General features: G+C 58.8%; 14 protein-coding genes. 12 read left to right on the forward strand and 2 right to left on the reverse strand.

The features are described 5' to 3' along the window. Nucleotides 1-196 precede the first annotated feature (196 nt). Together CKW23_RS12995 and CKW23_RS13000 are read right to left on the reverse strand one after the other, a co-directional pair. The gene (locus CKW23_RS12995) at nt 197-778 is read right to left on the reverse strand and encodes a GNAT family N-acetyltransferase (RefSeq protein WP_025259573.1); all 582 of its coding nucleotides are present in this window, start codon (nt 776-778) and stop codon (nt 197-199) included. Then, nucleotides 778-1,332 (reverse strand): RNA polymerase sigma factor, encoded by a 555-nt coding sequence (locus CKW23_RS13000; protein WP_025259572.1) that lies wholly within the window; start codon nt 1,330-1,332, stop codon nt 778-780. Before CKW23_RS13000 ends, CKW23_RS12995 begins: the two co-directional genes overlap by 1 nt. A 390-nt stretch (nt 1,333-1,722) precedes the next feature. Here CKW23_RS13000 and sctW point away from each other — a divergent pair, with 390 nt between their 5' ends. From sctW to CKW23_RS13060, 12 genes are all read left to right on the forward strand, one after another. Then, a complete protein-coding gene (sctW, locus tag CKW23_RS13005; RefSeq protein WP_236249376.1) occupies nt 1,723-2,712 on the forward strand; it encodes a type III secretion system gatekeeper subunit SctW in 990 nt (329 codons plus the stop codon). After that, nucleotides 2,709-4,814, forward strand: a complete 2,106-nt coding sequence (sctV, locus tag CKW23_RS13010) for a type III secretion system export apparatus subunit SctV (protein ID WP_025259570.1) — start codon at nt 2,709-2,711, stop codon at nt 4,812-4,814. Before sctW ends, sctV begins: the two co-directional genes overlap by 4 nt. A 10-nt stretch (nt 4,815-4,824) precedes the next feature. After that, the gene (locus CKW23_RS13015; RefSeq protein ID WP_025259569.1) at nt 4,825-5,811 is read left to right on the forward strand and encodes an FHA domain-containing protein; all 987 of its coding nucleotides are present in this window, start codon (nt 4,825-4,827) and stop codon (nt 5,809-5,811) included. A gap of 11 nt (nt 5,812-5,822) precedes the next feature. After that, nucleotides 5,823-7,166, forward strand: a complete 1,344-nt coding sequence (locus CKW23_RS13020; protein WP_200985986.1) for a FliI/YscN family ATPase — start codon at nt 5,823-5,825, stop codon at nt 7,164-7,166. Further along, nucleotides 7,153-7,617 carry a hypothetical protein gene (locus tag CKW23_RS13025; protein WP_025259567.1) on the forward strand — a complete coding sequence of 155 codons (465 nt, stop codon included), beginning with the start codon at nt 7,153-7,155 and terminating at the stop codon, nt 7,615-7,617. Before CKW23_RS13020 ends, CKW23_RS13025 begins: the two co-directional genes overlap by 14 nt. Next, nucleotides 7,614-8,177, forward strand: coding sequence for a type III secretion system HrpP C-terminal domain-containing protein (locus tag CKW23_RS13030; protein ID WP_025259566.1), 564 nt, complete (start codon nt 7,614-7,616; stop codon nt 8,175-8,177). The genes CKW23_RS13025 and CKW23_RS13030 overlap by 4 nt, the downstream gene beginning before the upstream one ends. Before the next feature lies 1 nt (nt 8,178). Continuing rightward, complete coding sequence (gene sctQ, locus CKW23_RS13035) at nt 8,179-9,243, forward strand: type III secretion system cytoplasmic ring protein SctQ (RefSeq protein ID WP_095067691.1); 1,065 nt, start codon at nt 8,179-8,181, stop codon at nt 9,241-9,243. Then, on the forward strand, nt 9,240-9,893 hold the full coding sequence (gene sctR / locus CKW23_RS13040; RefSeq protein ID WP_025259564.1) for a type III secretion system export apparatus subunit SctR: 654 nt from the start codon (nt 9,240-9,242) through the stop codon (nt 9,891-9,893). The genes sctQ and sctR overlap by 4 nt, the downstream gene beginning before the upstream one ends. A gap of 14 nt (nt 9,894-9,907) precedes the next feature. Beyond that, on the forward strand, nt 9,908-10,168 hold the full coding sequence (sctS, locus tag CKW23_RS13045; protein ID WP_025259563.1) for a type III secretion system export apparatus subunit SctS: 261 nt from the start codon (nt 9,908-9,910) through the stop codon (nt 10,166-10,168). 1 nt (nt 10,169) lies between these two features. Next, the gene (gene sctT / locus CKW23_RS13050; protein ID WP_025259562.1) at nt 10,170-10,967 is read left to right on the forward strand and encodes a type III secretion system export apparatus subunit SctT; all 798 of its coding nucleotides are present in this window, start codon (nt 10,170-10,172) and stop codon (nt 10,965-10,967) included. A gap of 24 nt (nt 10,968-10,991) precedes the next feature. Further along, the gene (gene sctU / locus CKW23_RS13055; protein ID WP_095067692.1) at nt 10,992-12,077 is read left to right on the forward strand and encodes a type III secretion system export apparatus subunit SctU; all 1,086 of its coding nucleotides are present in this window, start codon (nt 10,992-10,994) and stop codon (nt 12,075-12,077) included. A gap of 663 nt (nt 12,078-12,740) precedes the next feature. Then, entirely contained in the window at nt 12,741-13,751 is a 1,011-nt protein-coding gene (locus CKW23_RS13060) for a Gfo/Idh/MocA family protein (protein ID WP_025259560.1), read from the forward strand. Nucleotides 13,752-13,770: the final 19 nt, after the last annotated feature.

Consider the following 13,770-nt stretch of genomic DNA (forward strand, 5'->3'; position numbering starts at 1 on the left):
ACAAAAAACAGCGGCGCGGCCTGAAAAGGCTGCGCCGTTTTTTTGCATCCACAACTGTGACCTTGTGCCGGATTGCCAGGACCTTGTGCCGGTCCTGGCCGGAATCAGCACCGCATCGACCGTCAATCCGGTCGTGCGGTAGATAACACGGTATGCACCTTCAGCCAGTGCATACCCTTTTTTCAACGCTGGCGAATCAGACAGCCTCCGAAACATTGATCCGCACCGGCACGTTCAACGACTGCCCTAATGGCAGACCAAACAGCAGAACGTCGGAACGTTGCTCACCGAAGCGGGCGATATTGGGCAAGCGAGCCCACAGGTGCGCACCCACCGCCGTGACGATCTTCTGACTCGGAGTGTTGGCCGCCATGATCCAGGCCACCAGATTCTCAAGCCCCGCCTGTTTACCCAGGATCACCGTCGCTTTACAGAGCAACACGCCAATACCGCTGCCGAAATGGTCGCCGCGCACGTAGATAGCCGTTTCCCCGGTTCTGTAGCAGGCCTGGGTTCCCCAACTGAAGCGGTTGATCGACAGCCAACCCAGAACTTCGCCGCGACGCTCGTAAACGTAGACCGGCAAACCATCGCGCTTGTAGAGGTTGACGTAGAACTTCACTTCTTCGTAGGTCATCGGCCGGGTAACCGGCGAGTTGGCGCCACTGCCCGCCGTTTCATTGAAGATGTTCATCATGGCTTCGAGGTCGTTTTCAGTGAACTCGCGAATACCGCGTGGCAGACGTGGCAGCTCGGGTTTAGGGACAAAACTGTTCATCAGTGAATCTCCTTGGAATAAACGCTGGATTTGAGCTGCCCACGGGCACGGGCCAATCGTGAGCGGATGGTGCCAATCGGGATATCCAGATGGCGCGCAGCATCCTGGTAGCTGATGTCTGAATCGACCACCAGTTGAATGACAGTGCGCATGTCCACCGAAAGCTCTTCGATGGCTTCGAGGGTCCGGCCCAGGGTGCGCTGAAAATCGCTGACCAGGCTCGGGTCATGGCCATGTTCCAGATTTTCCAGTTCGGAGTCGGTCAGCTCCATGCACTGAGGCTGGTTGTAAAACGTTTTGAAATGGTTCCTCACCAGATTGGCTGCAATCCCGAACAACCAGGTTTCAGGGCGGGAGGTGCCCAGATACTTGTGTTGATTGCGCCAGGCTTCCAGATACGTCATCTGCATCAGGTCATCGACATCCGCCTGATTGAACACACGTTTAGCGATGAAACCTCGCAGCTTTTTCTCGCTGCTTTTAGCAAGGCCACCCAAGTCCAGTGCGATAACACCAATGACTTTCCCTTCGCGCTGCATGCCTTTGACTTCCACGGTTGTATCTCCATATCCATAAGTAACTTTTGCCAGTAGTGGCCAGATAGGGAGAGCAGCGAACGTACCAACTATTTAATATTTTCAAGTCATTGTTTTATAAGGATTTAAAGGCAATAAAAAGGGTGTTTTGTGCCATTTGTTGCATTCTCGACATAAAGGCTGTGCAAGAACTGGCACAGCATTCAAAACACCGTATTGCAGGAACCGGTTGCGCTTAAACGCCACTCAGCAAACACATGTTCCGAGGCGATAGCGCAGCCCATGAAAATCAACTCCTTCCCAGATATGCGGCCTGCTGACCTGGAGCCGCTCCCTCGCCCGCCTGTTGCGGAAACACGATCGTTCGCTCCCAAGAATCCATTGCTCGATTCCATGGAAGAAGTGGCGATGAAGTTCAGTGAAAGCGTGGAGCGCCACAGCAAGGGACTGGACGAGCGACATGTTCGCGAGTCCGGCAGTTCGCAACGTATCGAACGCATCGAGAAACTGGCCGAGATGTACCGCCTGCTCGATAACAGCGAGCAGCCAACCCTGGAGCAGCAGGCCAGGCGCATGCAGATCCAGATGATGCAGCAAGGCAGTTCGATGCCTGACCTGCTGAAGATGGCGGACAACGACCCGGCGCGGGCCGACATTCTGTTGCAGCAGGTGGTGCGCCTGTCCGTTGCCGAAGGCAGCGAAACCAGTCACGACCAGGCTCAGACCATGCTTGAAGAGCTGCGCCTGACCCATGGCGACAAGATTCGCGCCGGTTTGAATACCGCCAGCGCCATCGCCCTGTTCAGCAGCGACCCTCAGCAACGCAGCCTGATGCGTCAGCTCTATTACAAGGCAATCGTAGGTCAGCAGCCGCTGGCAACCCTGCTGGAAGCCTTGCTCGAACGCTTCAATGAAGATCAGTTCGCCCGCGGCCTGCGCACCCTGCAGCGAGCGCTGGCAGACGACATTGCCGCCCTCGCCCCTTCACTGCCGGGCGGCGTACTGCGCTCGATGCTGCGAGGCCTGGGCGCCAGCGGCCAGTTGAACAACCTGCTGAAAACCTGCCTGGCGCTGCTTGAACGCCTGGCAAAGAAATCTCCCGACAGCGCCATGACCGCACTGGGCATGAGCAAACGAGTGCTGCGTTTCTGCGGCAACGGCTTCTTCGCCCGCGACCTGACATTGCTGGCCGAAGAAACCATTGGTCGCACGCCCAACCTGCAACCGCTGTTCTTCAACGGCCTGTACCCGTTGCTGCAAAACCTGCCTCTGCCGTTGTGGAAGGACCTGAAAACCCGCCAGAACGGCCTGCGCCTGTTACAGGGCCTCATGGATGAATTGTCTCGCCAGGAACGCAAGGCCATGGGCATTGAAGATGCCGGGAGAACCATCCAATGATTCGCATCATCCATGCACTCAACAACCTCGCGCTGGCGGTGATGAGGCGCACGGAAATCGTTGGCGCGATCATGGTCATGGCCATCGTGTTCATGATGATCCTGCCCTTGCCCACCGCGCTGGTGGACGTGCTGATCGCCCTGAACATCTGTATTTCGTCATTGCTTATCGTGTTGGCGATGTACCTGCCGCGCCCGCTGGCGTTCTCGACCTTCCCGGCGGTGTTGCTGCTGACCACCATGTTTCGTCTGGCCTTGTCGATTGCCACCACCCGCCTGATTCTGCTGCAACAGGATGCCGGCCATATCGTCGAAGCATTCGGCAGTTTCGTGGTCGGCGGCAACCTGGCAGTGGGTCTGGTGATCTTCCTGATCCTGACCATCGTCAACTTTCTGGTGATCACCAAGGGCTCGGAGCGGGTTGCGGAAGTGGCGGCACGCTTCACCCTGGACGCAATGCCCGGCAAGCAGATGTCCATCGACAGCGACCTGCGGGCCAACCTGATCAACGTGCGCGAAGCCCGGCATCGCCGTGAGCAGTTGTCCAAGGAAAGCCAGCTGTTCGGTGCGATGGACGGTGCGATGAAGTTCGTGAAGGGTGATGCCATCGCCGGCCTGGTGATCGTGTTCATCAACCTGATCGGTGGTTTTTCCATCGGCGTGCTGCAACACGGCATGGAAGCCGGTGATGCCATGCACCTGTATTCGGTACTGACCATCGGTGACGGCCTGATCGCTCAGATCCCTGCGCTGCTGATCTCCCTGACCGCAGGCATGATCATCACCCGTGTAGCCCCTGACAGTCAGACCGCCGACGCCAACATCGGTCACGAAATCGCCGAACAGCTCACCAGCCAGCCAAAGGCCTGGGTATTCGCCTCCATCGGGATGATGGGGTTCGGCCTGATTCCGGGGATGCCGACCCTTGTGTTTGCGTGCATCAGCTCGCTGTGCCTGTTCAGCGGTCTGATCCAGTTGTGGCGGATTCGTCAGAAAGAGCTTTATCAGGATCAGGTCGGCTCCGCCCGCAATGCCGCGCCCGAACTCAATGGTCGCGAGGATATCCGCCGCTTCAACCCGTCACGGGCCTACCTGCTGCAGTTTCACCCAAGCCATCAGGGTTTGATGGAGCTCGACATGCTGATTCAAGGCATTCGCCAGCGCCGCAACACACTGGTTCACAACTTCGGCCTGACGCTGCCCTCCTTCGATATCGAGTTCGTGGAAAGTTGCGAAATCGACGAATTCCGCTTCTGCGTTTATGAAGTGCCTTTTGTACGCGCCACCATTTCCCTGACCCACGTGGCCGTCGATATCCGTGATGTGGAGGAAGACCAGCCCGGCGAACCCGGACGGGTCGATCGCGACGAAGCCCAGTGGATGTGGGTGGATGCAAACGATCCGCTGTTCGAGGACGAGGACATCGTCGGCATACGGCCTCATGAGCTGATCCTGGAGCGCATGAGCCGCGCCTTCCAGGCCACCGGCCCGCAATTCATCGGTCTTCAGGAAAGCAAGGCGATCCTCAGCTGGCTGGAGTCCGAACAACCGGAACTGGCCCAGGAGCTGCAACGCACCTTGCCTTTGGCGCGCTTTGCTGCCGTGTTGCAACGTCTTTCTGCCGAACTGGTTTCGTTGCGCTCGGTCAGGCCGATTGCCGAAACCCTGATCGAACAAGGCCAGCATGAGCGCGACCTCAATGCCCTGACCGACTATGTGCGCATCGCCCTCAAGGCGCAGATCTGTCATCAACACAGTGAAGAAAACACCCTCCACACCTGGCTGGTGACGCCGGAAACGGAAGTATTGCTGCGCGATGCCCTGCGCCAGACCCAGAACGAATCCTACTTTGCCCTTGAGCCCGAGCTGGGCAGTGCGCTGCTCGAACAGTTGCGCGAAGCCTTCGCCCTGCAATCGAACCCGCCATCAAGCCCCAAGGCCATCCTGCTGGTTGCCCAGGATTTGCGCAGCCCCTTGCACAGCCTGCTGGCAGATGAGTTCAACCACGTACCCGTGCTGTCTTTCGCCGAGTTGTTGTCCACGGTGCAAGTCAAGGTCCTGGGTCGCATCGACCTGGATGAAGCACAAGCCCTGCTAGCCTGACGGAGTCCCTATGGAAACCAAGAAACACTACGAACTACGGGTACTGACCGGCCTGCATCGGGGCGCGGCACTGCCCTTGAACGGCGATCAATGGAGCATCGGCTCATCCAGCGGCGCAGACCTTGCGCTGTACGATCCCGGCATCAAGGACAGCCACTGCATGCTGCGGCTGGTGGACAGCACCTGGTCGCTGGCCAGCAGCGAAGGTGCAGTCACCGACAGCGAGGGCCACAAGATCGAGGGCATCACCCAGCTTGAGCCGGGTACGCCCTTTGCCCTCAATGGCGTGTGGTTATCGGTGCTCAGCGCCAACACCGAATGGCCGACCGAAGAGGACGAAGAACAACCTGAGACTTCTGCACGGGACTTTGCACAGGCCCTCAACGACCCGGAGCTCGAACAGGCATACGGCCCTGAACCCGAACCGGAACCCGAGGAGCTTGTGGCCGAGCGTGAAGCACCGGCGCTCAAACGGGCACCGCGTTCACTGCTCGGGCCTTTACTGCTGGCCGGTTCACTGGTGGTCTTTCTGGGCGCGCTGTTCTGGCTGGTCAATCAACAGGAGCCTGCACCGCCCGCGCCGATCAAGCCCTCCAAAATCGAGCTCAAGGATGCCACCGAGGTCAAGAAAGTCCTCACCAAGATGCTTGAAGAACGCGAGCTGCAAAAACGCATCACCCTGGCCGAAGAAGAAGGAAAGATATTCCTGCACGGCCCTTTCGACGAAGACGACCTGCTGCAATCCACCTCGCGCATGCTGTTGCACTTCGATCGCCAGTACAAAAGCCCGCTGCAAGTGCTCAACGCCCTGCCCGCCGCCACTGCCGAATTGCCCTTCACCATTATTCAGATCAGCAACACACGCCTGGCCAGTGTCCTGACCAGCGATGGCCGACGCCTGTTCCTGGGCGATGAAGTCGATGGCGTGCGCTTCGTGGACATCAACGAACACAAAGTGGTGTTCGAGGGTGAGCGGCGTGTGGAGGTGAGCTGGTGATGGAGTCGACCATGACACCTCTGGACAGCTGGCGCCAGGAACACAGCGAGCGACTGCAACGCTGCGCACCGGTCGAGGTCATGGGCCGTATCGCCGGTGTCAAAGGCATCCTCTTGCACAGCCACATGCCTCAGGCCCGTATCGGGGATCTGTGCGAAATTCGTCGGGCCGACGGCAGTGAAGTCATGGCCGAAATCGTGGGCTTCGATCGCCAACACACTTTGCTCGCGGCCCTCGGGGCGCTGGACGGTATCGCCATCGGCGCGCCGGTCAGGCCACTGTTCCAGCCCCACAGCCTGGTGGTGGGTGAATACCTGCTGGGCTCGGTGCTGGATGGTTTCGGCCGATCGCTCAGCGGTGATGGGCCTTCGGCCTTTGCCCTGTCCGGCGCAGCGGGTGCCCAGCCGGTGATTCGCGATGCGCCGCCCGCCACCGAGCGTCCCAGGATCGAAGCGCCGCTGTCCACCGGCCTGCGCGCCATCGACGGGCTTCTGACCCTTGGCGAAGGCCAACGGGTCGGGCTGTTCGCCGGGGCGGGTTGCGGCAAGACCACGCTGCTGGCAGAGATGGCGCGCAATACGCCCTGCGAGGCGATTGTGTTCGGTCTGATCGGTGAACGCGGACGTGAATTGCGCGAGTTTCTCGACCACGAGCTGGACGAAGAACTGCGCTCGCGAACCGTACTGGTCTGCTCCACTTCGGACCGCAGCAGCATGGAGCGTGCCCGGGCCGCCTTCACCGCCACCACCATCGCCGAAGGCTTCCGACAGCAAGGCAAATCGACCCTGCTGATCATCGACTCTCTCACCCGTTTCGCACGGGCCCAGCGGGAAATCGGCCTGGCCAGTGGCGAGCCGGCCGGTCGCGGCGGGCTTCCACCGTCGGTCTACAGCCTGCTGCCGCGTCTGGTGGAGCGCGCCGGGCGAACCCGGACCGGCGCCATCACGGCCCTGTATTCGGTTCTGATCGAACAGGACTCGATGAACGACCCGGTAGCCGACGAAGTTCGCTCCCTGCTGGACGGCCATATCGTGCTCTCTCGGCGCCTGGCAGAGCGCGGCCATTACCCGGCCGTGGACATTCTCACCAGCCTGAGTCGAACGATGAGCAATGTGGTGGGAACCGAACAGGTCAAGGGTGCCACACAGATACGCAGACTGTTGGCTGCTTATCAGCAAGTTGAAATGTTGATCAAGCTGGGTGAGTACCAACAGGGGAACGATCCATTGACCGACTTCGCTGTGCAATCGCGCGATCAGATCATGGATTTTCTGCAGCAATCGCTACGAGATCCGGTGTCGCTGGAAGATACCCTGGACCACCTCATACAGGTAACTGCTGATGTCCCACGATGACCTTGACCTGCTGGATTCGGCCAATGATCCGCAAATGAACAGCCTTGGCGAGACCCTGGATATCCTGGCGCCGATCCGTCGGCATCGCCTGACCCTGGCCGAACAGGCCTGGCGTCGCCAGAACCAGGTGCTCAACGAGCTGCAGACCCGTCTGCATCAGATGACCCAGGACCTTGAGTCGTTGCACCAGGCCTATCGGCAGTCACGCATCGAGCAGCGCGAGCGCCATTCAAACCGCCCGCTGCCCCTGAGCGAAATGAATGACTGGCTGGCACAGGAACGTCAGACCATCCGGCATATCGAGCGCAACGAAAAGCACCTGAGCAATCTGCAGCATGAACATCGCCAGCAGAAAATGTGGACTGACGACAGCCACACGGAACTGCGCAAACGCCAGCGTGATGTTGAAAAACTCGATTACCTGATGGATCTCGCTCGGGAGGCCTCATGAACACCAAGCCTGTCCCCCACAAACCTACGCCTCCTCGCCCGCAGGAGCCGCCCAAGCCTCGCAGCAGCAATAACAGCAGCAGCGAGAACACGGCCACGCCAATCAAACACGAACGCGGCGAGCATGTGCCTCATGAAACCCTGGAAGAAGGCGAACTCTTCGAGCAGATGATGACCGCGTCCAACGACAACGTCTTCTGGCTGGGCAACGACCAGCCACAAGGGCTGAGCGATGGCTGGCGCGACGGGGAAAAGCATGGCGGCAATGCCTCGTTACCACCGGCACCGGTCGAGGCCTTGTGGGATTCCCTGCTCAACCCGATCGAGGAACACCTGGCCAGCAACGAAATGGAACCCATGGAGGCCATCTTCGAGCTACCGGAACTGGGCAAGATAACCGTGCAGGTCATCCCGCGCAGCGACGGCCTGGATATTGCCCTGCGCTTTGCCCGTGATACCGCATTGCAACGCTGTCAGGAAAACCGCGAAGCCAGTCGTGAATGGCTCAGCCAGCGGTTGGGACGTCGCGTCAGGCTCACTCTCGATCAGGCAGGTCATTGAAATGAATGCACAGGCACTTGCCCTCAGACCCGTCAGCACCACCGAGGCTTCGATCAGGCAGCGGATAGGCACCGGTCTGAGCCTGCCTTTCCAGCTCAACCGGCAAAAAGGCCAACTGGCCCTGCGCCTGGCGCCCATGCCCGGCCAGAGCGTTGACGAAGGTTATCTGGAATGTGCATCCGGACCTTTGCGACTGACCAACACCGAAGCTCTGCTGGGTCTGTTGTCCAGTTGCCCGGCTCTGTTGCAGCAATCGGACAACAGTGAAGACCATCAATGGTACTGGCAGCTTTACAACCATTACCTGAGCCCGGAACTGCAACACCTGTTCGGCTCCCTGCAACCGCTTGATCAGCCCAATGAACAAGGGCTGGACTGCCTGCTGGAAGCACGCATCAACGGTTTGCGGGTCTGCTCGCGGCTCTCGGCGCCGCCCGCCACCCTGCTCGACCTGCTGGACCGCGGCCAATGGCAGCACAGGTCCGTCGGCAAGACCTGGCCGTGGCCCATAAACACCCCGTTGCTGCTGGGCCATCTGGCACTGACCTACAAGCAATTGAAAGGCCTGCGCCCGGGCGATGTGCTGCTGCCTGATCACCCACTGTTTACCCCCGATGGCCACGGAATACTGCAACTGGGCTCCTGCCGCCTGAGCCTGGTCCAGGAATCCGCCAACGCATTGTGCTTCACCCTTACCGAACTGGAGCAAGACACCATGAATGCCACTATCGACCACTTTGCGGCGTCCGACAGCGATAACCCGATCCTGCTCGACGATATCCATCTGCAGGAACATGAAGACTTCGCCGAAAACGCGGCTGACGGAAGCGACGATCTGGAACGCTTCAACGACCTGGCCCTGGCCCTGACGTTGCGGGCGGGCAATCTTTCTCTGAGTCTGGGTCAGTTGCGCTCACTGTCTGTCGGCTCCGTACTGACCTTCAACGGCTGCACGCCGGGCAATGCCATGCTGTTTCATGGCGAACGTGCCCTGGCACATGGCGAGCTGGTGGATGTCGAAGGACGTCTGGGCCTGCAGATCACCCGCATGGAAGCTTTGCGGTGAACCTTCAGGATGCCAACCCACTGACGCTGGCCCTGTTTCTTGGGGCCCTGTCACTGGTGCCATTGCTGATGATCATCTGCACGGCCTTCCTGAAGATCGCCATGGTGTTGCTGATCACCCGCAACGCCATCGGTGTCCAGCAGGCGCCGCCGAACATGGCGCTGTATGGCATTGCCCTGGCCGCCACCCTGTTCATCATGGCGCCGGTGTTCAACGAAATGGGGCAACGGGTCAAGAAACTCCCCGATCGGCTGGACAACTTTGCCGCCATGGAAAGCGCCGGCAAACATGTAATCGAGCCGCTGCGCCTGTTCATGACCCGCAACATCGACCCGGACATCCAGACCCACCTGCTGGAAAACACCCAGCGCATGTGGCCCAAGGAAATGTCGTCCCAGGCCAGCCGCGATGACCTGCTGCTGGTGGTGCCGGCCTTCGTGCTGTCCGAGTTGCAGGCCGGTTTTCAGATCGGCTTTCTGATCTATATCCCGTTCATCGTCATCGACCTGATTGTCTCGAACATTCTGCTGGCCCTGGGCATGCAGATGGTTGCGCCGATGACCATCTCGCTACCGCTGAAAATCCTCCTGTTCGTGCTGGTGGATGGCTGGACCCGCCTGCTCGACGGGCTCTTCTACAGCTACATGTGATCCGCCGAGGCTTTATGGAAACCCTGACGCTTTTCAAGCAGGCCATGTTGCTGGTGGTGGTGCTGTCCGCTCCGGCGCTGATCGTGGCGGTGATTGTCGGTGTCATCACTTCGCTGCTGCAGGCGGTGATGCAGTTGCAGGATCAGACTCTGCCATTCGCCATCAAACTGGTTGCCGTAGGCGTGGCACTGGCGCTGACCGGACGCTGGATAGGTATCGAACTCATGCAACTGGCCTACCTGTCTTTCAACATGATCGGTCAGACGAGGCCTTGAGATGTTTGAACTCCCGTTCAAGGAAGTCAGCGAATCGATTATTGCCCTGACCATCGGCATGGCAAGGCTGTACCCGTGCCTGTTCCTGATTCCGGCGTTCGCGTTCACCGAACTCAAGGGCATGCTGCGGCACACCATCGTGCTGGCCCTGGCCCTGTTCCCGATGCCCAGCATTCGCGCGTCCCTTACCGGTCAGACCCTCGACTGGCTGGACCTGACGGCGCTGTTGCTCAAGGAAAGCATCATCGGTCTGCTGCTGGGCCTGTTGCTGGCCATGCCCTTCTGGCTGTTCGAGTCCATCGGCTGCCTGTTCGACAACCAGCGTGGCGCGCTGGTGGGAGGCCAGATCAACCCGGCACTGGGCGACAACACCTCGGAACTGGGCCACATGCTCAAGCAGGTCATGATCCTGCTGATGATCCTGGGCGGCGGTTATGCCAGCCTGACCCAGATCATGTGGGACAGTTATCTGATCTGGCCCGCCACCCAATGGGTGCCCGTCACCGGCCCCGAGGGGTTCGAGGTCTATCTCAAGCTGGTCGCCAGCACGTTCCGCTTCATGGTGTTGTACGCCGCGCCGCTGGTAGGCCTGTTGCTGCTGATCGAATTCGGCATGGCGATTCTCAGCCTGTACAGCCCGCAACTGCAGGTCTCGACCCTGGCGATGCCTGCCAAGAGCCTTGTAGGCCTGGGCTTTCTGGTGCTGTACATGCCCATGCTCACCTGGCTTGGCGAAGGGCGCCTGGATGAACTGAAAGACTTGAAGCACTTGCTGCCGCTGATGTTGCAGATCCCCTGACCGCCCTCTGCCGGAAGCCGGACCATGAGCGAAAAAACCGAAGAACCCACGCAGAAAAAGCTCGACGACGCACGCAAGAAAGGTCAGGTCGGGCAAAGTCAGGATATTCCCAAACTGTTCATTTTCGCGGCCTTGATCGAGATGATCCTGGCCATGGTGGACTCCGGCATGGAGCGCCTCAAAGAGCTGATGATTCTGCCCATGATGGAGCTGGATCGGCCTTTCGGCGCCGCCCTTGGCGAAGTGATGACCAAGGCTGGCCTGGAGCTGCTGCTGTTCATGCTCCCGGTCCTGGGGGTTGCCGCCGTCATGCGTCTGGTGGGCGGCTGGGTCCAGTTCGGGCCGCTGTTCGCCACCGAGGCCCTGAAGCTAGACTTCGAGCGCCTGAACCCCATCAATCAGTTCCAGCAGATGTTCTCTTCGCGCCAGTTGTTCAACCTGTTCAACAGCCTGTGCAAGGCGGTGATGATCACCCTCGTGCTGTATTGGCTCCTGCCGCCGTCACTGGGCGACCTGATCGGCCTTGCCCAGACGGATCTGGACAGTTACTGGAAAGCGCTGGTCGACCTGTTCAGACGCCTGTCACGTATCTGTCTGGGTTTGCTGCTGGTGCTGGCAATCCTTGACTTCGCCCTGCAGAAGTACTTCTTCATCAAGGGTCAGCGCATGAGCCATGAAGATATCCGCAAGGAGTACAAGGAGTCCGAAGGCGACCCGCACATGAAGTCCCACCGCAAGTCCCTGGCCCGGGAAATCTCCGAGAAACCCGGCTCCGCGGCCCCGGCCCAGGCACCGGTCGAAGACGCCGACATGCTGCTGGTCAACCCGACCCACTTCGCCGTGGCGCTCTTCTATCGCCCTGAACAGACTCCGCTGCCGCGTATCATTTGCAAGGGTCGCGACGCCGATGCCCGGGAACTCATCGAGCGCGCCCGCAAGGCTGGCGTGCCCGTGGTGCGCTTCGTCTGGCTGGCACGGACGCTGTATCGCGAAAACGTCGGGCAGTTCATTCCACGGGCCACCCTGCAGGCTGTGGCGCAGGTTTATCGTTTGTTACGCGAAATCGATGAACAGGCAAAAGGGGACACGATCGAGATGCCTCACTATTGAGGCCTCATAAACAAAGAAAAATACGCCGAATTTTTTCCTTATAAATCAATATACTTACCCGCGTAACAAAAACACCTAATATCCAACGAATAAATAACGCACTGCCTTTTATAATTTTCCGTTCTATAGGCCGGGTTGCCACGCACAAAGCCCGCCTATAGATTCAGCCTCGTACTCAGTCAGCAAGACACACTGACGCAGTGGCTTCAACACGGACTATGTTGAAGTTTGAATCAGGCAATCACGGAAGATTTGTATTATGAATACTGATCAGAAAAGCAACTGCCGCTCCTCGTTCAAGGCAACACATGAACAATTCGCAAGAATGTTCGCACTTTCCGAAGCAAACCCGGACCCTGCAATCTCATTGCGTTCCCGGTTCGTAAACATCCTCACACCCCGCTCTCAAGGCCTGATGCGCGACGCTTGCGACACACTGCAGCCCCATAATATTCCTGACTTGATGACACCCCTCACAAGACTGGCTGAAAACAGCGAAGAGCGTTTTCATTAGCCGGTTCAATACACACCTCTTGCTCTAACTGTTTAAAAACGAACGCTGAACTTATTCGGTTTGTCCGCCCGACAATCCGTTACGGAATTCGTGTACGCGCTCGTCCGTACTTCCAATGAAATATGAATCTTTCCAAGATGGAGATAACTATGACTGGACTCAGAGTTGGTATCGTTGGTCTCGGCGCACAGATGCAGGAAAATCTGCTGCCCACACTTCTGCAAATGCCGGATATTCGTATCGTGGCGGTCTGCGACAGTGACCGTACCCGTGCCGAACAAATCAATCGTTTCGTATCCAACGTGATGATCACCGACAGCTTCGACGAAATGCTGGCATCCGCCAGGCTCGATGCAGTGGTCATGGCCTGCCCGCCCCAGGCGCACCGCGACCTTTCGTTCAAGGCCATGGCCAAGGGTGTACACGTATTCGTCGAGAAACCACCTTGCTTCACACTCGACGAACTGGAAGCACTGATCGCTGCCAGCAACGATGCCAAAGTGGTTACCGGCGTCGGCATGAACTTCAAGTTCGCCAAGCCCATGCAGCAGTTGCGCAAGATGACCAGCACAGAACAGTTCGGCCAGACCGTGCATGTTCAGCTCAACCACTATGCAAGCAAACCCACGTCGCCGCTCTGGGGCCTGGACTCGACACTGCGCTCCTTCCTGCTGGCCCAGGCCATTCACACCATCGACCTGGGCGTGACCTTCGGTGGCGGCGAACTGCGTGATATCGAGTCCCGGGTGCAGCGTCATGGCGACTCGTTGCTGGTCAGCCTCGAACTGCAATTCACCACAGGTGCCAGTGTCAGCCTGCTCAGCGGCACCCTGTTCCCCTACTTTGAATTCGACATGAAGATTGTCAGCTCGAACTCGATGATGGTGGAGCTCAACAACCTCTGGAACATCACCATGCACGAGCCGGAGCACGGCACCAGTGCCACAGGTACCGCCAAACGCTGGCGTGGGGCGTGGCAGCCAGGGCCACTGGATTCCGGCTATGAGCGCAGCGGTTATTTCGGCGAGCTGGAAAAGTTCTTCCATGCCGTGCGCACCAACACCGCCTTTGAAGCGAGCTTTGAAAGCTTGCGTGCGACTTACAAGGTGATCGAGAGCATCTGCGACGCAGCCGAACAAAATCTTGCCCTTAGCGCTTGAGCCCAACCAAAGCCTGTTA

The sequence above is a fragment of the Pseudomonas sp. Irchel 3A18 genome, assembly GCF_900187465.1.
GTDB classification, from domain to species: Bacteria; Pseudomonadota; Gammaproteobacteria; order Pseudomonadales; family Pseudomonadaceae; genus Aquipseudomonas; species Aquipseudomonas cichorii.